Raw genomic sequence first — 22,990 nt, forward strand, 5'->3', positions numbered from 1 at the left:
GGGGATTTAAAATGGCAGAATATCGAAACAGTAACAGAATCCTGTATCCACTTGGTGTCACGCAGGAAGAAAAAAGCGCTCATATCCTGGTACAGGGACACGGAGAGGAGGTTTTCCTGCTCTTATACCGGCCGGGCGAGAAGAAGCCATGTGAGAAGATCCCGTTTGATCCGAAACACCGGATGGGAGATGTCTGGTCACTGGAACTGGATCGGGCTGATCTTGCATCATTTGAATATAATTTCATGATTGATGGAAAAAATGTGGCAGATCCCTATGCGCGTATCCTTACCGGGCGTGAAAAATGGGCGGACCGGAAACGTGCCGGAAAGCCGGTGCAGTGCCGGGTGTTGTCGGAAGCGTTTGACTGGGAAGATGATGCAAATCCGGAAATCCCGTATGCCGATACGATCCTCTACAAACTTCATGTCCGTGGATTTACAGCGCATGCGTCCTCGAATGTTTCTGCCCGCGGAACGTATGCAGGCATCGTGGAGAAGATCCCATATCTGAAAGACCTCGGGATCACGGCGGTGGAGCTGATGCCGGTGACGGAGTTTGACGAGGTCATGATGTCGTCATCCGGAAATGGATTTCATGATGCGAAACCGGAACTGACGGGATATATCAATTACTGGGGATATGGACCGTCATATCTCTATGCGGTGAAGTCGGCATATGCGTCTCACGGGGAGTTGTCGGCGGAGAGCGAGTTTAAAACGCTGGTAAAAGAGCTGCACAGGGCCGGTATCGAATGTATTCCGGAACTGTATTTTACCGGAAAAGAACTTCCGGGGGAGATCGTATTGGTCCTTCGCTACTGGGTAGAGGAGTATCATGTGGACGGCTTTCATCTGTTGGGATTCCCGAATCTTTTGCTGGCGGCGGAGGACCCGTTCTTAAAGAGGACGAAGCTTTTTGCGGAAAACTGGAACGAGGTGATGGATCGCCGCCCGAAAAAGGGCTATATCACGCCGGGAGACGGTCCGGTTTCCGTTGCGGAAAAGAATCTTGCCGAGTACAACATGCAGTTTATGGAGGATATGCGCCGTTTCTTAAAAGGTGATGAAGGAATGCTCCAGGCGTTCGAATTCCGGAACCGCAGGAATCCGGCGGAGTATGCGGTTGTCAACTACATGGCGAACACGAACGGCTTCACACTGATGGATGCGGTCTCCTACGACCGGAAGCACAATGAGAAAAACGGTGAGGAGAACCGGGACGGAAGCGATTACAATTATTCCTGGAACTGCGGAGCGGAGGGACCGACGAGAAAGAAAAAGATCGTGGAGCTCAGAAAACAGCTGATCAAAAACGCATATCTGCTCCTGTTTTTGAGCCAGGGAGTACCGCTTTTGATGGCTGGCGATGAGTTTGGAAACAGTCAGGACGGCAACAACAACGCCTACTGTCAGGATAATGCGGTCTCATGGTTAAACTGGAAGCTCCTGGAGACGCATATGGACCAGGTGGAGTTTGTGAAACGCCTGATCGCCTTCCGGAAATCCCACAAGATGTTCCACATGGACCGGGAACCACGGATCATGGACTACAAGTCCTGCGGCCGTCCGGATGTCTCCTACCACGGCGAAAACGCCTGGAAACCGGAATTTGAAAATTTCCGGCGGCAGTTCGGGATCCTGTACTGGGGCGCTTACGCAAAGAAACCGGACGGGACGGATGACGCGAACTTTTATGTCCTCTACAACATGCACTGGGAACCGCATATGTTCGGGCTTCCCCATCTGCCGAAAGGCGCGAAGTGGCATGTGATCTGCAGCACGGCGGATCCGGATGTGGAAGATCTGCCGTCTGCTGGAACCGGAGAAGTCCTGAAAAACCAGATGATGCTGGCAGTGCCGCCGCGCGGGATCATGATCCTCGAAAGTGTTGCGGATCCGGATGAGGGGAAGGAGACGAAAAAAGGAAAGAGCGGGAGCAAAAAAGAGAAGAATGAGAAGACAGATCTGGTCGAAAAGTCCTGTGAAAAGGAAGAGAAAAGTACACCAGAAAATGGAAAAGAGCTGTAAAAGTAAATAAACTGAAAATTGTGCACTGCGTTCCTGGATATAAAAAATCCCTGCCATGAGATGAGAACCGCCGGAAGCTTAAGAACTTCTGTTTTGCGGTATCATTTCAGTGGCAGGGATTCTGCTTATTCCGGATAAACCAGCTGCTCTTCCCGGATATTCTCCAGAACCTCATCATAGAACTTTCCTGCAAGGTATTTTGCCATCGGAAGGTTCATATCGAGATAGTTTCCGCAGTCGCGGGCAGCGGCACCCGGAACATCTCCCTCAAAATCGCGGATGAAGAGGAACATTTCCTGGAGGAGCGGCACGATATCTGCGGATTCGTAATCACCCACGAGGAGCAGATAGAAGCCGGTCCGACATCCCATCGGTCCGAAGTAGAGAACTTTATCTTTGTATACACGGTGGTTTCTTAAGAAAGTCGCACCGAGATGTTCAATTGTATGGATCTCAGCAGTATTCATGACCGGTTCGTAGTTTGGACGGGTCATACGGATATCGAAGGTGGTAACATGATTGTCTCCGGCGATATCTCTCCGGGATACATAAACACCCGGAACCAGTTTCAGATGATTGACAGTGAAGCTTGTGATCTTTTCCATAATAAGATACACCCTTTCATGAGTTTTACAGATTGTTGTCCGCAGACGTGATGATGTCTGCCTGTATCAGTTTTATTATAAAGGGAATGGGGAAAGAATGCAAGTTACTGTATGCTGGCAGGAATTTTCAGAAGCAAAAATTCTGTATGATCCGGTTATGACCGCAGATTTTGCCGATCCGGAATCCAAAGCATCGGCAAGATCTCGGGGAGATATTGCGCTTCAATTTGACCTTGTTTCGCAAGAATATTTGTACTATAATAACTGTTAACGGGATTTTGGGTAACTAGAATAACGTCCCATAAGGAGTAGTTATGAAATTACTGGCATATGAAGTAGACAAAAGACCATTTTTAGGTGTTTTCAATGAGAATGAAACCTGGGCTTATCCGATTTCGGCAGCGGGAATGGAATACCGGTCCATGAAGGACCTGATCCGCGAGGCAGGACCATCTGAGATGGAAATGCTGGATTATATTTCAAAAAAGGCACCGGGGGATGTGACCGGAGCAGCACCAGTGGAAGAAATTAAGATAGTTTCTCCGATCCCGGAGCCGGATCAGGATATTATCTGCCTGGGGATCAACTATATGGATCATGCGGCGGAATCTGCGAGGTTCCAGAAAGAGGAGTTTGCGAGACCTGAGAAGGCAATCTATTTCTCCAAGCGCGTCAACCGGACGAATGATCCGGACGGGATCATTCCGGCACATAAAAATTTGACGAACCAGCTGGATTACGAGGCAGAGCTTGCGGTCATCATCAAAAAAGATGCGAAAGATGTGAAGCCGGAAGAAGTAAAAGACTATATTTTCGGATATACGATCATGAATGATGTCAGCGCCAGGGAGGTGCAGACGGAACATAAACAGTGGTACTTTGGAAAGAGCCTGGATGGTTTCACACCGCTCGGCCCGTGTATCATGACGGTCGATTCCACTGCGTTTCCGCCGGTGTTAAAACTCCAGTCAAAAGTAAACGGAGAACTCCGTCAGGATTCCAACACGGGACTTTTTATCCATGGAATTGAAGAAGTGATCTGCGAACTTACAAAAGGAATGACATTAAAGGCAGGAACGATCATCGCAACAGGAACGCCGGCAGGAGTCGGCATGGGATTCGTACCGCCGAAATTCCTTAAGACAGGCGATGTTGTGGAGTGCATTATCGAAGGGATTGGAACTCTTAAGAATACTGTTGGGGAGTAAAATGAGAGGGGATTGCTTCATGCATGATCGAATGCGGCAAGAACCGGTGTGACGATAAAAAAGCACATCTCATAAAATGAAAAGTTGCCATGAAGGGAGCAAAAAAGTCAGTCAGAATGACTGGCTGCTCTTTTCGTGGCTTTTTGTTTCATAGGGAAATTCCGGAGGAACTTCCTGTGAAACAAAAAGACATTGTGCGTCTAAGATGCGCACTCGCGTGAAAGAGAAAGATTGTCGCAAACGACCGCGCGGTACAGGACTATGCCGGAGCATAATCCTTTCGGGCATCCAGCTGCCGGTAAATGCCGTCGCAGCAGCAGATTTTGACATAAGGAGAGAACAAAAGTGGAAGATATACGCGAAATGTTGAAAAAGGTGGCAGCAGGCGAATTGTCTGTGGATAACGCTGTCCTGGAACTGAAAAAGGAGCCGTTTACGGCGGCGGGATATGATGATCTGGGATTTGCAAAGCTGGACACGCACCGGAAACTGCGCCAGGGCGCGGCGGAAGTGATCTACGGGGCGGGAAAGACTCCGGAGCAGATCGCCGGGATCGTGGAAGTAATGAAAAAACACGGGCAGGAGACGATCCTGATCACGCGGGTGGATGAAGAGAAAAGTTTAAAAACAGAAAAACTACTATCGGAAATCTATCCGGACGGCAGCGGATACCGGTATTTTAAGGATGCGAAGGTCGCGATCTGCGGAAACTTCCCGGAAAAAGACGGCGTCGGCACGATTGTCGTGGCGACCGGTGGGACCAGCGATATCCCGGTAGCGGAGGAAGCCGCGCTTACGGCCGAGTCACTCGGAAATCAGGTGGAGCGCCTCTATGATGTGGGAGTTGCGGGACTTCACCGCCTGATGTCCCATATGGATTCGATCATGAATGCCCGCGTGATCATCGCGATCGCGGGGATGGAAGGAGCGCTCGCAAGTGTGATCGGCGGTCTTGCGGACTGCCCGGTGATTGCGGTGCCGACGAGTATCGGATACGGGGCATCCTTCGGAGGTGTCTCTGCGCTCCTTTCGATGCTGAACTCCTGCGCGAGCGGCGTCAGTGTGGTAAATATTGATAACGGATTCGGAGCCGGGTATCTGGCGAGCATGATGAACCATATGCGGGGATGATATTGGAGATAAGCGGAGGTATTTCGAATGAAAACATTATATTTTGACTGCGGAATGGGCGCTGCGGGTGACATGCTGATGGCGTCCCTCTATGAGATCTGCCCGGACAAGGCAGGATTTTTAAAGACAATGAATGAGATGGGTTTGCCGGGACTCTCTGTTGAGGCAGAACCGGCTGTGAAGTGCGGGATCACCGGAACGCATATGAAGGTAACGATCCACGGAGAGGAAGAGGAGAGCGTGGATGTGGATCTGCAGGAGCATGTACACGACCACGCAGAGCATCACGAGCATGCTAATAACCATCATGAACATTGCCACGACCACGAAGCGGCGGGGAACCATCACCACCATGAGACTGAGGCCCATCACCATGAGATGGCCGCTGATATGGCGGACAATACTCACATACATGCATACGACCATGATCACCAGCCCGATCATGACCACCATGATGAGCACGACTTCCATCACACTCATACCCACGAGGAAATCCACACAGAAGAGCATTCCGGCCACCCACACCATCATCACGCAAGCATGGCCGGGATTTCTCATATTATTGAACATTTAAATCTGCCTGATGAGGTCAAAAAGGATGTTGTTGCGGTTTACCACTTGATCGCCGAGGCAGAGTCCCACGTCCACGGTAAGACTGTCGAGGAGATCCATTTCCACGAGGTCGGCACTGCGGACGCGATCGCGGATATCGCCGGAGTCTGCCTCTTAATGCATATGATCGCCCCACAGAAGACCGTCGCATCCCCGATCCATGTCGGAAGTGGAAACGTCCGCTGTGCGCACGGGATCCTGCCGGTCCCGGCTCCGGCAACCGCCTTTATTTTACAGGGACTTCCGATCTACAGCGGTACGATCAGAGGAGAACTCTGCACGCCGACGGGCGCAGCGCTCTTAAAACATTTCGTGACAGAATTCCGGGAAATGCCGGTGATGCGGACATCCGCGATCGGCTATGGTATGGGAAAGAAAGACTTTGAGCGCGCGAACTGTGTGCGCGTTCTTTTCGGTGAGACGGAAGAGAGCGGAGATGAGGTAGCAGAGCTTTCCTGCAATCTCGATGACATGACCCCGGAAGCGCTGGGCTTTGTTCAGGAGATCCTGTTTGCAGCAGGCGCCCTGGAAGTCTATACGATCCCGATCGGCATGAAAAAGAGCCGCCCGGGCATTCTCCTGACCTGCATGTGCCGCTGCGGAGATAAGGAGAAGATGATCTCATTGCTCTTTAAACACACGACAACACTTGGAATCCGTGAAAATATCAGCAGACGCTATACTCTTACAAGAACCATGAAAGAACACGAGACTCCGTATGGCGTGGTTCGCGAGAAGATCGCGGAAGGTTACGGCGTGAAACGCGGAAAACTTGAGTATGAAGACCTTGCGAAGATCGCGAGAGAGCAGGGGATGAGTCTTGGTGAAGTCAGGAAGATCGTAAAAAATAATCAGTAGAGAATGACAATAATAGTGAACTACATCGGCAATTGAATAACCGAGGATTCCGGCTTATTATCCTAAGCGGTGATTCCGGAATTATTACAGTGCATGGACTTCTTCAGCCCATGCACTGTCGATCTTTTGTTTCACAAAATGGAAATATTAAGTCCAACATTGTATCTTGCGCGGCTTTTGTGTCGGGCAGTTTACCATTTTTCTCTATAACCATAAAAGATAGATTCACAGCATAGTTTTTAAAGTTAAACCTGAAAACTATGAAAAAACAGCATGATACAGGATCCGTAGCGCCAATAAAAAAGAACCGGCATCTCATCCGCAGATGGAATACCGGTTCTTGTTACATGACGTTCTTATAACGCGCTTATTATAAATTAGCCAAAATATCTCTTTAAGAGACCAGCAAATGCCTTACCATGTCTTGCCTCGTCTCTTGCCATCTCGTGAACAGTGTCATGGATTGCATCAAGACCAGCGGCTTTTGCTCTCTTAGCGAGGTCTGTCTTACCAGCTGTTGCGCCGTTCTCAGCCTCAACTCTCATCTCAAGGTTCTTCTTTGTGCTGTCTGTAACAACTTCGCCGAGGAGCTCTGCGAATTTAGCAGCGTGCTCAGCCTCTTCGTAAGCTGCTTTCTCCCAGTAAAGACCGATCTCCGGATAACCTTCTCTGTGAGCAACTCTTGCCATAGCGAGGTACATACCAACCTCAGAACATTCGCCGTTGAAGTTTGCTCTTAAATCTTCAAGGATATCTTCGCTTACGCCCTTTGCAACACCAACTACGTGCTCGGAAGCCCATGTCATATCGCCGGACTGCTCAGTGAACTTGGAAGCCGGAGCGCCGCACTGCGGACATTTTTCCGGAGCAGCCTCGCCCTCATATACATAACCACATACAGAACATACAAATTTTTTCATAGTATTTTTCTCCTTTTTAAGATTTATTATCTGGGATCAGGGAGTATCAAAATCTCTGATCATAAATGATGCAACATGGATCACAGTTATTTTTAAATAAATAATAGTAACTGTTATCGTTATTATATTCTAATTGACAACAAATGTCAATAGAATTTTTGAATTTTTAGCTTTTCTTTTTCAGACAGTCCTCGCATTCGCCGTAAAAGAAAACGGTGTGGGAGTCAACGCGTCCCGGAAACGGGGCGGAGAGAAGATCCGGTGTATCATGAACCAGCTCGAGAGGCATATCAATGATCGCTCCGCAGGTCCTGCATACAAAATGGTAATGTGGATCAGTATTGTAGTCAAAGTGCTCTGAGCCGTCCCCGCTGGAAAAACGCTGGATCTCGCCCATATCCGCCAGAAGATTTAAATTGCGGTACACAGTCCCCAGACTGATTTTTGGATAGTCTTTGCTGATCGTCACATATACGGCATCGGCGGTAGGATGATCAGTGCGGTTCTTCAGGCATTCCCGGATGGACTCACGCTGGCGGCTGAATTTTAATGCTTTCATGGGAAACCTCCTTTCTGGATCATTTCTAAATTTAAATAGACAATAATAATGATAATTGTTACTGAAATAATAACATCATAACTTTTGAAAGTCAAGTATCTGTGATAAAAAGTTACAAAAAGGAAGAACAAAAATTTCTTGAAAATAAAATGTGAGGTGTTTATACTATTTCTATATCATATTTTCATAAATCAGACATCAACCCCACGAAACGGAGGTAGCTCCATGTATAACAGACACATCCGCCATCTTGTGACAGAGCTTGGAAACCGCCTGTCAGAGAAAGAATTTTTAAAAAAGATCGGCCTCAGCCGCCGCAGTATGCAGCAGCTGTTTGATAAAGACCGCTGGGAAGTGATCTTCGAGAAAGCCTTTCCGGTGACGAGACGCTTTTCCTGCGCGGAAATCCTGGAATTCTGCCGGGAAGATATGGAAAAGCTCGGAAATGAGCCGGAAGAGGGCTGGCTCTCCTTCACTTATAAATATGTGACACACATCCTGTATCCGGATGATGAATTCTCTGCGTCCGCGGCTCCCTGTGCGCCGTCTGCGCTCTACTTCTTAAATGTTCTCCAGTATTTCTTTGATGAAGAACGGAAAGTGATGCCGTTCGATCCATATGATGATTTCCGCTTTTTAACAAAAGAAGAATATGCGCATTTTGAGCGTGCGGATGAATATGAGCACTTTATCCGTGAGTTCCGCGACCAGTACGTCTACGAGATGATGCGGTTAAACCGTGAGGCGACGCCTTTCGAGACACTCGGTCATATCGCGGGTGTCCACTATGTTGCCATGACGGTAGCCCAGGGACTTTATGCGGCAGGCGTTCCGATCGATCTGGCACTGGCATCCGGCGCGGCGGCCGGCCATGATCTCGGAAAATTCGGGTGCAAACCGAATGAGCGGGTTCCGTATCTGCACTATTATTATACGAACCAATGGTTTACCGCCTACCATATGGAAGGGATCGGTCATATCGCTGCCAACCATTCAACCTGGGATCTGGAGCTTGACAACATCTCCGTGGAGTCCCTGGTGCTGATCTATGCGGACTTCCGTGTCAAGCAGATGCGCGGCGAGGACGGAAGAGAACTCACGAAGATCTATACACTGAAGGATTCCTTCGACGTCATCCTGTCCAAGCTCGACAACGTGGATGAAAAGAAACGGAACCGCTACCGTGTCGTTTACTCCCGTCTGTACGAATTTGAGCGCTACATGCGTTTAAAAGGCGTGGATGTGGACCTCACAGGCCATCCGGACCCGGCAGAAAAGCCGGTGGACATCGTCCTGCAGTCCGGAAAACAGGTGGTGCGCTCGTTTGTATTCTGGGGGATCGAGCACAACATCGACGTCATGCACCGGCTCGGCACCGAGCGCCAGTTCGGAAACATTCTCGAGGCGGCGCGGAGCGAGAAAGACTGGAAGAATGTCCGCGCATATTTAAACATGTTCAATGAATATTCGATTCACCTGAACCACCGCCAGAAAGAGCAGACGATCAGCTTCTTATATGAGCTCCTGTTAAACAGAGAGGGAGACATCCGCAGGCAGGCGGCGGCCCTGGTCGGAAAAATGTTCGCGGACTTCAACGCCGGATACCGGAAAGAACTTCCGAAAAACATGCCGGATCCGGATGACAAGACGGCTCTGACGCTCTGGGAAGAATACATGGCGCAGCTCGTATGCCCGGACTATCGCCTGACATTACAGCAGAAGCACCGGATCCAGAACTCCTTAAAATTTGTCATGATGTCTGCCATGGAGCGAAGCTCGGAGAAGGTCCGGGAGGAGCTGTTCGGGGTATTTATGAAATGGTTTGACAGAAAACACCGCCTCGTGGGGGATCCGGTCTTCTACCTTTTAGACTGCATCTTTTCCCTGCCGCTCGATCTCAGCAGCAAGGATGGACATCTGGAGAGCCTGATCAGTTTCGCGATCGAACACATGGAAGACGAGGATGAGAAGATCCAGATCGCTGCGGTCCGTGTCCTGAAAGTTTTGACGCAGGCGGTGACACCGGAGAGCGCGTGCTACCGGCTTGCCTGCGATGCGGCGAAAAAGATCGATCCGAAGACGATCACACTCCTCTTCCTGCAGTACCGGATCTTTACAAATCTGCGCCTTGATACGAGCAGACAGAGAGAAGTCCTGTACGGACATGACGTGGTTAGCGATATCTTCCTTGAAAACCTGAAATCGGCGACCCCGTGGATCTTAAAATCCGTCAATATCAAGTTGCTGGCAGATCAGGTGGACCATGGAAAACGAGAGCATCTGCTCCATATCTGTGCCCACTTCTCGAACCTCATCAAGGTCAGTGAGCAGGTCGGAGTCCGCCACGATGCGGGACGTGCACTCCTGCGCCTGGCCCACCTTCTGACGACGGACCAGAGGAACGAGATCGCGGTCGAGCTATTAAAAGGCCTGGAAGTCGGCGAGTACGAGTTCTCGAAGTATATTCCGGAATATCTCGGCGAATTTGCCTTGTGGCTTCCGCCGGAACAGCTCGATGACATTATTGAGCGCCTGCATATCCTGCTCGCGAACGGAAATGAGCGGATCGTGTCCGTCGCACTCGACACACTGGGGATCATTCTGGAGTGCTATTCCAGATATCCGGTCCGCTTCCAGGAGCCGGATGAGATCGCCGAGGACCGGAGGATGAAGATCCTGGGACTGATCTTAAGCTGCCTTGCAAACTACAGAGAACAGGTCCGCCAGGAGGCGCTTCTTGTGATCGGGCAGCATATTTTCGGCTCCCAGATCCTTGCAGAGCGCGATAAGAACCGGATGTTCTCTCTGTGTGCGAAAAAACTGCTGTTCCTCCTGAATGAGAATAAAGGCGGAGAGCTCAGCCTCTACTACCGTGCGGCGACCTTGTCCCACATCGGACGTTTCATCTCCCGCTACCAGCTCTTCGGCGGTGACGTGGAGACCATGACGAGAAATAAAGTGGCATTCTTCCCGGGGACCTTCGATCCGTTCACCCTGTCCCACAAGGAGATCGCCAGAAAGATCCGTGAACTCGGATTTACGGTATTTCTCGCGGTGGATGAATTTTCCTGGTCGAAGAAGACCCAGCCGCATCTGGTTCGCCGCCAGATCGTGAACATGTCGATCGCGGATGAATTTTATGTGCATCTGTTCCCGGACAACACGCCGGTCAATATCGCGAACCCGGCGGACCTTCGCAGATTGAAGGAAATGTTCCCGAATGAGGAACTCTACATCGTGGTCGGATCGGACGTCATCCACAATGCAAGTTCCTATAAGAAAGAGCCGGAAGAAAATTCGATCCATTTCTTCAATCACATCGTATTCCGACGGGCCGGAGAAGCACATCCGACCGAGGTCTACAATGAGATCAGGGGAAAAGTCGTGCAGCTGGAGCTGCCGCGCGAGCTGGAAGATATCAGCTCCACAAAGATTCGAGAGAACATCGATAACCACCGTGATATTTCCAGCCTGATCGATCCGGTTGTTCAGGAGTACATTTACCATAAGGGAATGTACCTGCGTGAGCCGGAGTTCAAGCCGATCCTGAGAGCGAAAGCGATCGCTTTTGAGAATGCCTCCGGAAGAGACCATGCGGTCCTGGACGAGCTCGGAAATACCGTCCTCTACGGACATCCGGATGCCCAGGCGATTTTCACGAGGATCCAGGTGGAGAACGACAGCCTGCTGATCCTGAGGAACACCGTGGAAGGCGAGCGGCCGGTCGGTTTTGCAAGCTACCGGGAGATCGGGAATGATGAGCTGTACGGAGTCTTAAAGGACATGGAGCTTGCGAATCTGGTGCGCGGAAAGAGCAGCCGGGAGATCCTCCTGATCACGGGGATTTACGCGAGAGAGGAGAATACCGGGGACAGCGAGATGATCCGGGATGCCGCACAGCAGCTCCTGGTGGAGGTCGTTGCGAAAGAGCTGGAGAAGAATTACAGCTTTGCGCTGTTCGTGGCAGAGCGCGGAACGGCGGCGAAGCATGTCGTGTACGCGCTGGAAAGACAGGGCTTTGTGCGTCCGCACCTGGCAGACGAAAATGACAAGAGGACGATCTACCTGGTCGACATGCATGAACCGCTCATGTTCCTGCATAACCTGGAGACAACGATCAAGGAACCGTTTGCCAGCAATCCGGCGGTCCTCAGGGCAATCGAGAAGAATCATAAGAAACTGCAGATCGCGATGACGAAGCTGTATCCGGGAAATCTCGTCCTTTCCTTATCCTCCGGAGTCATGCATCACCGCCTTGTGGACAGGATTACGTCGCTGAACGATGTGCCGAGAGAACCGCTCGTTCCGAGACGGCTCGGAAAGAACATGTGCGTTCCGTTCGGCAAGATCCTCAGAGGAAAAGTTGTCCCGAATACGGTGACAAAGACGCTGCACACGGATAAGGTCTATGAGCCGGATCTGGAAAGCTACACGATCGAGCCGTTCCCGTATTATTCACCGTTAAACAGTCAGATCGAGACGATCCGTTCCTTCGACCGTCCGGTAATCCTGGTCGACGACCTTGTCCACAAGGCAGACCGTCTCCGGGTACTCGTTCCGAAGCTCAGGGAGACGGGGATTCCGATCAAAAAAGTCGTTGTCGGAGTTCTGTCCGGCTACGGGCGGGATCTGATGCAGCAGCTGAAGGTGCCGGTCGAGAGCATCTACTCGATGCCGAATGTGCGCCAGTGGTTCGTGGAATCGACGCTGTACCCGTTTATCGGCGGTGACACGGTGCGCCGGGAGGAAATGAAAGTTGCGGGACTTCAGCCGTCCATCAACATGATCCTGCCGTATGCGACACCGAAGCTCTCCGGCTGCAGCAGGGAGGCACTGGTGGAGTTTTCGGCCTGCTGTATCGAGAATTCCAGGGATCTTTTACAGGTCCTGGAGGCGGAGTACCGGAAACAGTACGCGAAGAACCTGACGCTGTCGCGCCTCTCCGAGGCAGTCATCCTGCCGCTCTGCCCGGATAAGGGAAGCTGCATGGAGTACGATGAGAATCTCGCGGCATCGGTTTATCTGGAAAATGATCTGGAGATGCTGCAGAGGATGAGAAAGTTTATGGTAACGATCCAGTAGGTCTGTGTATTGACTGTACTGACTGTAAAAACGGACTTGCAGGAAAAAGTCTTGTTGACGGAAGGTGTTATGAACCAGAGATACACACCGGCATCGACCGGGGCAGAGATATCTTAATGGAGTTCTGCCTGCAGATATGAAACTCGCGAAGCGTGTTTTCACTTGTTGATAGTAAAATAGAGAGGGGCATCATAAAATGGTTACATATTATAAGATCGGGGATGCGTTCTGCGCGTCCGTTCACGGCAATCTGCCGTATGAAAAAACAGAAAAACCGGCAGCGGGAACGAAGCTTACCTGGCTGTTTACCGGAGATCCGGGAAGCCGCCGCGCGTCATTTCTTGTCGATCACCCGGCGGAACTCTTTGCAGAAAAAGAGGATGTCAGCTGGTTAAATACAAACAGATTGGATGCGTCCGCAACTGACGGACAGATCGGGGAGCTCCCGCAGGAAGTCATGGACCAGATCAAGACCGGGACACTCCGCGCGGTCAACGCATCCCATCCGAAATTTAAGGAAATCCTGGCATACGAGCCGAAAGACGGCAAAAAGCGTGTCCATGTGCTGGCGATCGGCGATGTCGGAAGCATGCTTTTGACAGGACTTCACCTTCTCGGCGGAGATGTGATCTCCTCGATCGGGATCTGCGATATCTCCGACAAAGTGACCGCCCGCTGGGAGTTTGAGGAGAACCAGATTGCATATCCGTGGGACTACGACGCGATGCCGGAGGTGGATGTCGTGGCCCCGGAACATCTCTTTGACTGCGATGTGTTCGTATTTGTCGCGTCAAAGGGAATCCCACCGGTCGGCTCCGGCGTCAAGGACGTCCGCATGTACCAGTTTGAGAATAACTCGAAGATCATCGGCCATTACGCGAAGATGGCGAGAGAGAAGAACTTTAAGGGACTTTTCTGCGCGGTATCTGATCCGGTCGATCCGCTTGCAAAGACCGCATTTCTCGAGAGCAATAAGAATGAGGCCGGGGAATATGACTGGATGGGACTTCTCCCGGAGCAGATCCAGGGATTCGGTCTCGGAGTCATGAATGCCCGGGCTGCATATTATGCAAAACGCGATCCGAGATTCAAACAGTTCCTGACAGAGGGGCGTTCCTTCGGACCGCACGGACAGGACCTTGTCATTGCGGATTCCATCGAAAATTACAACGATGAGCTCTCGAAAGAGCTGACAAACCTGACTGTCACCGCAAACCTTCACATGCGCGCCATCGGCTACAAACCGTTTGTCGCACCGGCATTCTCTTCCGGCGCGATCTCGATCTTAATGACGTTGAGAAAACAGTGGCACTGCGGATCCGTCTTCCTCGGCGGCGTCTACATGGGCGTGAAGAACCGCTATACGGATCATGGGATCGAGACGGAGGCACTGGCGCTGCCGGAAAAGCTGTACGAGAGGATCGAATTTGCGGCGGAGAACCTGGCGAAGATCGTGTAGAGGATGGGGAACGCATATTGTTTCTTTTTTATAGGAGAGTGAGACATCATGGAGAACGACAGATTACTTGTATTGTACCCGCAAAAACGTGGTTCGGAGAAAGAGCGGGCGCGGCTGGATGAGGTTTTAGAGGCGGCACTGGACGGGATCGATGCAGAGATCGTAGAGAACATGGATCTCCTGGAACAGGATCCGGAAAGATACCGGGGACGGCGGCTCCTGTTCACAGTTCCGCTCGGAAAAAACGGCATCAACCGCGGTTACTATGAAGTCCTCGCCTGGCTGCGCGGCGGTGAACAGGTCCTTTCCGGTGCTGTCGGCGGCATGATCATCGATGCGGAGAGTGAATTTTACACGAAAGCGACGGCGCGGGAGCTGGCGGTCGCGGCGAACCGTGCCGGCTGCGCGTTTGTCGGACGGCCGCTGGTGGAAGGAACTGCCTCTCTCGACAACTATCTGATCCAGGCTGCGAACATGAACACGGACCGGTTCGGTGCCTATAAAAAGAGTGCGCAGATCCTGGCTCATGAGATCCTGGAGACAGAGTGGGAGCCGAAGAAAGAAGCACATCTGCTGGTGCTCCACGCTTCCAACCATAGAACGTCCAATACGCTGGCGATCTGGCAGAAGGTGAAGGAACAACTGGATGATCGGATCAAGATCCAGGAGGTCAACCTGCGGAACGGTACGCTTGTGGACTGCTCGGGATGCCCGTATCAGATGTGTCTGCATTTTGGTGAACAGGGAAAGTGTTTCTACGGCGGAGCCATGGTGGAAGCAATCTATCCGGCGGTCAAGTGGGCGGACGCGATCCTGCTCCTCTGTCCAAACTATAATGATGCGCTTTCGGCCAATATGACGGCCTTCATCAACCGGCTGACGGCGTTGTTCCGTACAACGAGATTTTACGATAAGGCGCTGTTTGCGATCATCGTATCCGGATATTCGGGGAGTGATCTCCTCGCCGGTCAGCTCGTCACGGCGTTAAACATGAACAAGACGTTCTATCTCCCGGGCAACTTCTGTATGATGGAGACGGCGAACAACGCCGGAGCGGCGATGAAGCTGCCGGGGATCGAAGACAGGATAAGGGAGTTCAGTGAGAGAGTCACGGATACATTGTTGGAGAAAACGCAGAAATAAAGATAAGTGAAAGGCAGACTGAAAATAGAACTGTATAGGTATGGCGGCACAGAAGAGAAAACTGTGCCGCCATATTTTATCTCAGTCAGATAAGACTTCCGCTTTTTTGGATGGTGGATAATACAGATTCATCTTAGTGGGAGGAGTATGATTTCTGCTCGACATGAATTTTGAGATATTGTAATAATTGCACAACATATGCATATATGTACAATTTAAAAGTATAATCATGCACAAATAATCGCAACAATTTTATAATTTTAAGTAATTGCACATCAATACTTTATATTATGGAAGCAAACACGGCTGATTGCGATAAAGATAAGAAAAGAGTCGAAATTTCAGACGTTTACCAAAATTAACAAAATTTGTTGCAAAAGTTACAGACGCGCTGTATAATAAATTTGTAAGCTTCCTTTGTTAAAAACTGAACAAAGGAACAGAAAAAAGGAGGTAGAAAGATATGAGAAAGAGATTTTCCGCAGCAATTGCCCTTGCACTGTCCTGTGCGATGATGTTGACTGCCTGCTCCGGCAGCAAACCGGCAGAGACAACCGCCGCCGCAGCTGATACAACAGCAGCCGCAGCAGAGACAACCGCAGCCGCAGCTCCGAGTGGTGACGTTCAGAAGCTGACAATGGGAACCGGCGGTACAACCGGTACATATTACGCGTACGGCGGCGTAATCGCGAATGTCCTTAACAGCAAAGACATCGGTGTAAACATCAATGTACAGTCCACCGGTGCTTCAAAAGCAAATATCTACCTTGTAAATGACGGTGAAGCAGATCTCGCAACGGTACAGAACGACGTTATGGATTATGCTTACAACGGAACCGACCTTTTCGCAGAAGAAGGTGCAGCAAAAGACTTTACAGCAGTTGCAGCCCTCTACGCTGAGGTTTGCCAGATCGTTACATCCGGTGATATCAAATCCGTCGACGAGTTAAAAGGCAAGAGAGTATCCGTTGGTGACGCCGGATCCGGTGTTGAATTCAACGCTCGTCAGATCCTTGAAGCTTACGGCATCTCCTTCGACGATATCCAGGTCAACAACCTTGGTTTCGGTGATTCCGCAGATGCATTAAAAGATGGCAAGATCGATGCTTTCTTCTGTACAGCAGGTGCTCCGACAACAGCGATCGTAGAGCTCGCTACAACAAACACGATCAACCTTCTTACTGTAGACGATGAGCATGCAAAGATCCTTGCTGATGCACATCCGTTCTACACAACTTATAGTATTCCGGGCGGCTCCTACAAGGGCGTTGACGACGATGTACAGACTGTAGCGATCAAAGCTACTCTGATCGCATCTCCGAAGCTTTCTGAAGAGACCGTTTACAATATCACAAAAGCTATCTTCGAGAACAAAGATGAAATCGCTGCTACCCATGCAAAGGGCGAAGAGCTTGATCTCGATTATGCAGTTTCCGGTATTTCTGTTCCGTTCCATCCGGGTGCTGAGAAGTACTTCAAAGAAGTTGGAGCGATCAAGTAATTACCTTGAAAAACAGGAAAGCAAGATTCTTTACAGCGGCGGCAATAATCACGGCAATTATTGCCGCCGTTCTTGCATATACCTTTCGAAGCGGGGACTGTCTGGTCTTAAGGAACGGGGACACGAATGAAGAGCTTGCCCGCTTCCGGGTAAAAGAGGGGGATGAATTCTCAGTGACGTTCATCCACTCGGTCAATCAGTATCCGCTGACGGATGTCTACCAGATCCGCGACCATAAAATCTATGTGGTCCGCACCATCTACAACAATTTTGGCGCGGGCGTCCAGACGGAGCTCGAGGATGGGCAGACACTGACGTATGATGAAAACGGGGAGATGGTCATTTCCGGATTTGATAAGGAGATGCCGTATCTTTCGTACATCGTGGGTACGGTCTCGGACCATACACTCACGATCCATGGAAAAGAAATCAGTCTGAGGGAACTCTGCGGGCGAAACAGTAAAGTAGAGTTCTCGTGTGAACATAAAGGACTCTGAGACAGAAAACGTGAACAAAAGGCAGAAAGCATTCCGGAACTCTTCAGGGGTGTGAGGGAGGAAGAACGGAATGTGAAAAAAAGGAGGGATTTGTATGGCAGAGAAAGACAATATGAAAGTCAACACATCTCCTGTTGCGGATGTTGAGACCGGTACCGCGGAAGACGTCGAAGCCATCATGAAAAAGTATGATCGTGAATCGAATACCCGAGTCTGGGAAGGCGTTCCAAAACAGGTCATCCGCTATCTTCTGGCAGCATTTTCACTGTTAATGCTCTACATGAACCTGTTTGCAAACTGGGATGAGCGTGTGCGCCGTTCTCTTTTTGTAGGCGTTGTTATCATCCTTTCGTTCCTCATATATCCGATGAAGAAAGGCAGCACAAAGAAAAATTCGATCCCGATCTACGATATTATCCTCATGGTACTCGGAGCGGGTGCTTATTTCTACTTCGTTATCAACTTTAAAACGATCATCGGTCATGCGACCCGAATCAGCCAGACGGAGGTTATCGTCGGCGTGATCGGTATCCTGATCCTCGCAGAGACCTGCCGCCGCGTTGTCGGTATCCCGATCCTCTGTGTAGCGACATTCTTTATCTGCTACGCATTCTACAACGGACTCGGACAGGGCAGAGAATTTGCAGTCGTTTTAAAATCTGTTGTATACAACCTGTTCTACACGACAGGCGGTGTCATCGGTACTCCGATCGGTGTCTGCTCGACGTACATCGCACTGTTTATCCTGTTCGGTGCCTTCCTTGAGGCGACGGGAATTTCCGAGTTCTTTATCCAGCTCGCAAACTCCTTAGCAGGCGCTTCCACCGGCGGCCCGGCAAAGGTAGCCGTTATCTCCTCCGCTCTCTGCGGTATGGTATCCGGAAGCTCTGTTGGTAATACCGTAACAACCGGTTCCGTAACGATCCCGTTAATGAAAAAGACCGGTTACGAAGGCGAATTCGCAGGAGCCGTTGAGGCAGCTTCCTCCACCGGCGGACAGATCATGCCGCCGATCATGGGTGCCGCTGCATTCTTAATGGCTGAGATGGTAGGCGTCCAGTACGGCGAGATCGCGATGAGAGCGATCTTCCCGGCACTTCTTTATTTCACAGGTATCTTCATCACAGTACACCTGGAAGCAAAGAGACTTGGTTTAAAGGGTATCCCGAAGGATGAGCTCCCGAAATTCGGACCGTTATTCCTTCGTCAGGGTTATCTTCTTATTCCGCTGGTTGCCCTTGTTGCAATGGTTATGATGGGCTACACGATGTCCCGTGCAGCGATCATCGCTACCGCCCTTGCAATCCTTGTCAGCATGCCGAATAAAGAAACAAGAATGAACCCGACAAGATTCATCAACGCGTTGGAGGCAGGTGGTAAGAATACACTTTCCGTAGCTGTTGCCTGCGGCGTTGCCGGAATCATCGCCGGTGTCGTAACAATGACCGGTCTTGGACAGCTTCTGATCTCCGCAATCGTCGGTGTTGCCGGTGACCGCGTGATCGTAGCTCTGTTCCTTACTATGTTAACCTGTATCGTTCTTGGTATGGGCGTTCCGACAACTGCAAACTACATCATTATGGCTACCACATGTGCACCGATCCTTGTAAACGGTATGGGAATCAACAAGATCGCTGCCAACATGTTCGTATTCTACTTCGGTATCGTAGCAGATATCACACCGCCGGTTGCTCTTGCAGCTTACGCAGGATCCGCGATCGCGAAATCTAACCCGATGAAGACCGCGTTAAACGCATCCCGTCTTGCGATCGCAGCGTTCATCGTACCGTATATCTTCGCATTCAACCCGGCAATGCTCTTCATTGATACCGGTGTTCTCGGAGTTGTGACGATCATCATTACCTCCCTGATCGGACTGTTCGGTGTTGCAGCAGGTCTTGAAGGCTACATGTTTGCGAACCTGAATGTGATCGAGAGACTCTTATCCATCGTCGGAGGTCTCTGCCTGATCATTCCGGGAACCGTGACAGACCTTGTCGGCATCGTTCTCGTCGGAATTTCAGCGGCACTGCAGATGATGAAAAAGAAGAAGGCGGCTGTAGCATAGAAGAAATGGATGAAAGTTATATCGGAGTATATTGCAAAGAAAATTTGCATATGATATAATGGCTAAGAAAGAAATAGAACATAGTTCAAATTTACACAAAATGAAACCCCTCAGAGCGGCATCTCTGAGGGGTTTCTTCTCGTTTTATGTAGTTGAGCATCTACAGGTTAGTTACCGATCCAGTTTACTGTCTAACCATTTGATGATGTAGTGACATACCACACCAGCCATGACAGCAACTATAAAAGAAAAAACATAATCCAAATTTACACCTCCTTTCTGTCACCAGATTGGAGTGGGTAACGAGACGAGTATATCATAGGCAGGAGAAAATTGATAGTTACTCCAGTATAAAACAGAGATAAAAAATAGACTTTTGTGAGGAATATTTGTGTATGAGGAGATCCCTGTTTTCATTGATTTTATCTTGCAAGCGACATTAAAGTATGCTACACTTTCCGTAAAGTTTACCACTGTATCTGCGTAAAGAGAGGAAGGAAAAACGATGGAATTATTATATGGAAGTACCCGCGGCGGGGAGACTGGCGTGACAGCATCCCAGGCGGTTTTAAAAGGACTTGCAAATGACGGCGGCCTCTATGTTCCGGAGCGCATTCCGACACTGGATGTGACGATGGACGAGCTTGCCGGAATGACATATCAGGAGACTGCTTATGCGGTAATGAAGCAGTTCTTAACAGACTATACGGAAGAAGAATTAAAATACTGCATTTCCCGTGCTTACGATGAGAAATTCGACACCGAGGAGATCGCTCCACTCGCAAAGGCAGACGGAATGTACTTCCTGGAGCTGTTCCACGGAAAAACGATCGCATTCAAGGACATGGCGCTCTCGATCCTGCCGTACCTTATGACAACAGCTGCAAAGAAAAACCATGCGAAAAATGAGATCGTGATCCTGACAGCAACCTCCGGTGATACAGGAAAAGCAGCGATGGCCGGCTTCGCCGATGTACATGGAACAAGGATCATCGTATTCTACCCGAAAAACGGTGTCAGCCGCGTCCAGGAACTCCAGATGCTGACCCAGAAAGGTGCAAACACATCCGTAGTCGGGATCGAAGGAAACTTTGACGATGCCCAGACCGGCGTCAAGAAGATCTTCGGAGACAAAAAATTCGCGAAAGAACTGGATGCAATGGGATTCCAGCTCTCCTCCGCAAACTCCATCAATATCGGCCGTCTCGTTCCGCAGGTTGTTTACTATGTATACGCATATGCGAGACTTCTCGCAAACGGCGAGATCGCAAAGGATGAGAAGGTCAACGTTGTTGTGCCGACCGGAAACTTTGGAAATATTCTGGCAGCATATTTCGCAAAACAGATGGGCGTTCCGTTTGGAAAGCTGATCTGCGCGTCCAATGACAATAAGGTCCTGTATGACTTCTTCCAGACAGGCACATATGATAAGAACCGTGAGTTCATCCTGACCACATCCCCGTCCATGGACATCCTCGTTTCCAGCAACTTAGAGCGCCTGCTCTACTTAAGCTGCGGAAGAGATGCCGCAAAGACAAAGGAACTGATGGAGCAGCTCTCAAAGAACGGAAAATACGAGATCACACCGGAGATGAAGGAGTTCATGAAAGACTTCTCCGCCGGTTACGCAGATATGGAAGAGAACGCGAAGGAGATCAAGAAGGTGTTCGACGATACCGGATACCTGATCGACACCCATACAGGCGTCGCCGCAGCTGTTTACGAGCAGTATAAGAAAAAGACCGGTGACATGACAAAGACTGTGATTGCGTCCACAGCAAGCCCGTACAAGTTCTCCAGAAGCGTTATGGAGGCAGTTCTCGGAAAGAAAGAAGATGCCGATGAGTTCGCCCTGATCGACGAGATGGAACGTATTTCCGGTGTGAAGATCCCGCAGGCCATCGAGGAGATCCGCGATGCGAAGATCCTCCACAACCGCCAGTGCAAGCCGGAGGAAATGGAAGAAACTGTGAAACAAACCTTTTCAAAGTAGGGTAAATCGGTTATAATAAAATTATCATGACAACAGTACCTGTTGGGAATAGATGGTGTCTGCTCCGCATATAAATAGAAACAGACGGAAGATCCGGCGGGACAGGCTGTTCTGTCAAAATAACGATTCAAATGGAGGCCTATATGTTAGTAACAGCGAAAGAAATGCTTGAGAAAGCAAGAGACGGCAAGTACGCAGTAGGACATTTCAACATCAACAACCTTGAGTGGACAAAAGCAATCCTGCAGACGGCAGAAGAGCTGAGATCCCCGGTTATCCTGGGTGTTTCAGAAGGTGCAGGAAAATATATGACAGGTTTCAAGACCGTAGTAGGCATGGTAAACGGAATGTTAGAAGAGATGAAGATCACTGTTCCGGTTGCTCTTCACTTAGACCATGGTACTTACGAGGGATGCTTAAAGTGCATTGATGCCGGATTCTCCTCCATCATGTTCGACGGTTCTCATTACCCGATCGAAGAGAACGTTGAAAAGACAAAAGAACTGATCCGTATCTGCCGTGAGAAGGGAATGTCCCTTGAGGCAGAGGTTGGCGCGATCGGCGGCGAGGAAGACGGCGTGATCGGTATGGGCGAGTGCGCAGATCCGAACGAGTGTAAGATGATCGCTGACCTCGGCGTTGATATGCTCGCAGCAGGTATCGGCAATATCCACGGAAAATACCCGGCAAACTGGAAAGGTTTAAGCTTTGAGACACTCGCAGCTGTCAAAGAGGCAGTTGGCGATATGCCGCTCGTTCTTCACGGCGGTACCGGTATTCCGGAAGATATGATCAAGAAAGCAATCTCCCTCGGCGTAGCGAAGATCAACGTAAACACCGAGTGCCAGCTTGCATTCGCAGCAGCTACAAGAAAATACATCGAAGCAGGAAAGGACCTTGAAGGAAAGGGATTCGACCCGAGAAAACTTCTTGCTCCGGGCTTCGACGCAATTAAAGAGACCGTTAAGACAAAAATGGAGTTATTCGGTTCTGTCGGCAAAGCTGACTGATCCGTTTAGCTTGCATTATCATGCAGTTAAAGAAATGTTCTCCCTCGCAGCAGGGAGAACATTTTTTCAAGCCAGTATTTTCCTACTGATCAGTGCAGTAGATGCGCAGACTTGCTGAATCGTTACGATTTTTGAACCAAATCCGTCTGATCCTGGTCTTTTTGCGGAAAGAGCCGGAGTATCAGGTAATTGCATACAGGATAAAACGTATGATTTTCCCGACAGCCGTGATCAGCTGTAGCCGTGTGTTTTACGCGCGTGACGCAGCAAAATGCCCCATACGGCGGCTGGCTATTTATACAGAAACGAGGAGG

General features: G+C 50.0%; 15 protein-coding genes. 12 read left to right on the forward strand and 3 right to left on the reverse strand.

The window, feature by feature from the left end:
- Nucleotides 1-11 precede the first annotated feature (11 nt).
- Nucleotides 12-2,030 (forward strand): alpha-amylase family glycosyl hydrolase, encoded by a 2,019-nt coding sequence (locus ACI3EW_RS01265; RefSeq protein WP_405578713.1) that lies wholly within the window; start codon nt 12-14, stop codon nt 2,028-2,030.
- 125 nt (nt 2,031-2,155) lie between these two features.
- Here ACI3EW_RS01265 and ACI3EW_RS01270 read toward each other — a convergent pair whose 3' ends face one another.
- Complete coding sequence (locus tag ACI3EW_RS01270; protein WP_118298381.1) at nt 2,156-2,635, reverse strand: S-ribosylhomocysteine lyase; 480 nt, start codon at nt 2,633-2,635, stop codon at nt 2,156-2,158.
- Nucleotides 2,636-2,949: 314 nt separating this feature from the next.
- Between ACI3EW_RS01270 and ACI3EW_RS01275 the strand changes: the two genes are divergently transcribed.
- The 3 genes from ACI3EW_RS01275 to larC all read left to right on the forward strand — a co-directional run bounded on the left by ACI3EW_RS01275 (nt 2,950) and on the right by larC (nt 6,444).
- Nucleotides 2,950-3,843 (forward strand): fumarylacetoacetate hydrolase family protein, encoded by an 894-nt coding sequence (locus tag ACI3EW_RS01275; protein ID WP_329752552.1) that lies wholly within the window; start codon nt 2,950-2,952, stop codon nt 3,841-3,843.
- 363 nt (nt 3,844-4,206) lie between these two features.
- Entirely contained in the window at nt 4,207-4,974 is a 768-nt protein-coding gene (gene larB / locus ACI3EW_RS01280) for a nickel pincer cofactor biosynthesis protein LarB (RefSeq protein ID WP_215702599.1), read from the forward strand.
- 27 nt (nt 4,975-5,001) lie between these two features.
- Complete coding sequence (larC, locus tag ACI3EW_RS01285) at nt 5,002-6,444, forward strand: nickel pincer cofactor biosynthesis protein LarC (protein WP_405578708.1); 1,443 nt, start codon at nt 5,002-5,004, stop codon at nt 6,442-6,444.
- Nucleotides 6,445-6,821: 377 nt separating this feature from the next.
- On the opposite strand, the gene ACI3EW_RS01290 is transcribed toward larC, so the two are convergent.
- Entirely contained in the window at nt 6,822-7,364 is a 543-nt protein-coding gene (locus ACI3EW_RS01290) for an NADH peroxidase (protein WP_118298377.1), read from the reverse strand.
- Nucleotides 7,365-7,530: 166 nt separating this feature from the next.
- Nucleotides 7,531-7,923: a Fur family transcriptional regulator gene (locus ACI3EW_RS01295; RefSeq protein WP_405578704.1), complete on the reverse strand. Its 393-nt coding sequence runs from the start codon at nt 7,921-7,923 to the stop codon at nt 7,531-7,533.
- A gap of 225 nt (nt 7,924-8,148) precedes the next feature.
- Between ACI3EW_RS01295 and ACI3EW_RS01300 the strand changes: the two genes are divergently transcribed.
- The 8 genes from ACI3EW_RS01300 (at nt 8,149) to fba (ending at nt 22,676) form a co-directional block, all read left to right on the forward strand.
- Nucleotides 8,149-13,005, forward strand: coding sequence for a nicotinate-nicotinamide nucleotide adenylyltransferase (locus ACI3EW_RS01300; RefSeq protein WP_405578701.1), 4,857 nt, complete (start codon nt 8,149-8,151; stop codon nt 13,003-13,005).
- 196 nt (nt 13,006-13,201) lie between these two features.
- On the forward strand, nt 13,202-14,464 hold the full coding sequence (locus ACI3EW_RS01305; RefSeq protein WP_118513678.1) for a lactate dehydrogenase: 1,263 nt from the start codon (nt 13,202-13,204) through the stop codon (nt 14,462-14,464).
- A 48-nt stretch (nt 14,465-14,512) separates the two neighbouring features.
- A complete protein-coding gene (locus ACI3EW_RS01310) occupies nt 14,513-15,607 on the forward strand; it encodes a flavodoxin family protein (protein WP_405578698.1) in 1,095 nt (364 codons plus the stop codon).
- Between the two features lie 463 nt (nt 15,608-16,070).
- Nucleotides 16,071-17,108 carry a TAXI family TRAP transporter solute-binding subunit gene (locus ACI3EW_RS01315; protein WP_118298372.1) on the forward strand — a complete coding sequence of 346 codons (1,038 nt, stop codon included), beginning with the start codon at nt 16,071-16,073 and terminating at the stop codon, nt 17,106-17,108.
- A 5-nt stretch (nt 17,109-17,113) separates the two neighbouring features.
- Entirely contained in the window at nt 17,114-17,605 is a 492-nt protein-coding gene (locus ACI3EW_RS01320; protein WP_182426839.1) for a DUF1850 domain-containing protein, read from the forward strand.
- 94 nt (nt 17,606-17,699) lie between these two features.
- The gene (locus tag ACI3EW_RS01325; protein WP_142412049.1) at nt 17,700-19,673 is read left to right on the forward strand and encodes a TRAP transporter permease; all 1,974 of its coding nucleotides are present in this window, start codon (nt 17,700-17,702) and stop codon (nt 19,671-19,673) included.
- Nucleotides 19,674-20,178: 505 nt separating this feature from the next.
- On the forward strand, nt 20,179-21,666 hold the full coding sequence (gene thrC, locus ACI3EW_RS01330; RefSeq protein ID WP_405578693.1) for a threonine synthase: 1,488 nt from the start codon (nt 20,179-20,181) through the stop codon (nt 21,664-21,666).
- A gap of 143 nt (nt 21,667-21,809) precedes the next feature.
- Nucleotides 21,810-22,676 carry a class II fructose-1,6-bisphosphate aldolase gene (fba, locus tag ACI3EW_RS01335; protein ID WP_118298368.1) on the forward strand — a complete coding sequence of 289 codons (867 nt, stop codon included), beginning with the start codon at nt 21,810-21,812 and terminating at the stop codon, nt 22,674-22,676.
- Nucleotides 22,677-22,990: the final 314 nt, after the last annotated feature.

The sequence above is a fragment of the Pilosibacter rotomagensis genome, assembly GCF_045062245.2.
Taxonomy (GTDB): domain Bacteria; phylum Bacillota; class Clostridia; order Lachnospirales; family Lachnospiraceae; genus Pilosibacter.

Excerpts from the sequence above, each read along its gene's own strand:
- thrC (WP_405578693.1), top strand. The coding sequence starts at position 20,179 with ATGGAATTATTATATGGAAGTACCCGCGGCGGGGAGACTGGCGTGACA.
- ACI3EW_RS01300 (WP_405578701.1), top strand. The coding sequence starts at position 8,149 with ATGTATAACAGACACATCCGCCATCTTGTGACAGAGCTTGGAAACCGC.
- fba (WP_118298368.1), top strand. The coding sequence starts at position 21,810 with ATGTTAGTAACAGCGAAAGAAATGCTTGAGAAAGCAAGAGACGGCAAG.
- ACI3EW_RS01305 (WP_118513678.1), top strand. The coding sequence starts at position 13,202 with ATGGTTACATATTATAAGATCGGGGATGCGTTCTGCGCGTCCGTTCAC.
- ACI3EW_RS01265 (WP_405578713.1), top strand. The coding sequence starts at position 12 with ATGGCAGAATATCGAAACAGTAACAGAATCCTGTATCCACTTGGTGTC.
- ACI3EW_RS01310 (WP_405578698.1), top strand. The coding sequence starts at position 14,513 with ATGGAGAACGACAGATTACTTGTATTGTACCCGCAAAAACGTGGTTCG.
- ACI3EW_RS01315 (WP_118298372.1), top strand. The coding sequence starts at position 16,071 with ATGAGAAAGAGATTTTCCGCAGCAATTGCCCTTGCACTGTCCTGTGCG.
- ACI3EW_RS01270 (WP_118298381.1), bottom strand. The coding sequence starts at position 2,635 with ATGGAAAAGATCACAAGCTTCACTGTCAATCATCTGAAACTGGTTCCG.
- ACI3EW_RS01325 (WP_142412049.1), top strand. The coding sequence starts at position 17,700 with ATGGCAGAGAAAGACAATATGAAAGTCAACACATCTCCTGTTGCGGAT.
- ACI3EW_RS01295 (WP_405578704.1), bottom strand. The coding sequence starts at position 7,923 with ATGAAAGCATTAAAATTCAGCCGCCAGCGTGAGTCCATCCGGGAATGC.
- ACI3EW_RS01275 (WP_329752552.1), top strand. The coding sequence starts at position 2,950 with ATGAAATTACTGGCATATGAAGTAGACAAAAGACCATTTTTAGGTGTT.
- larB (WP_215702599.1), top strand. The coding sequence starts at position 4,207 with ATGTTGAAAAAGGTGGCAGCAGGCGAATTGTCTGTGGATAACGCTGTC.
- larC (WP_405578708.1), top strand. The coding sequence starts at position 5,002 with ATGAAAACATTATATTTTGACTGCGGAATGGGCGCTGCGGGTGACATG.
- ACI3EW_RS01290 (WP_118298377.1), bottom strand. The coding sequence starts at position 7,364 with ATGAAAAAATTTGTATGTTCTGTATGTGGTTATGTATATGAGGGCGAG.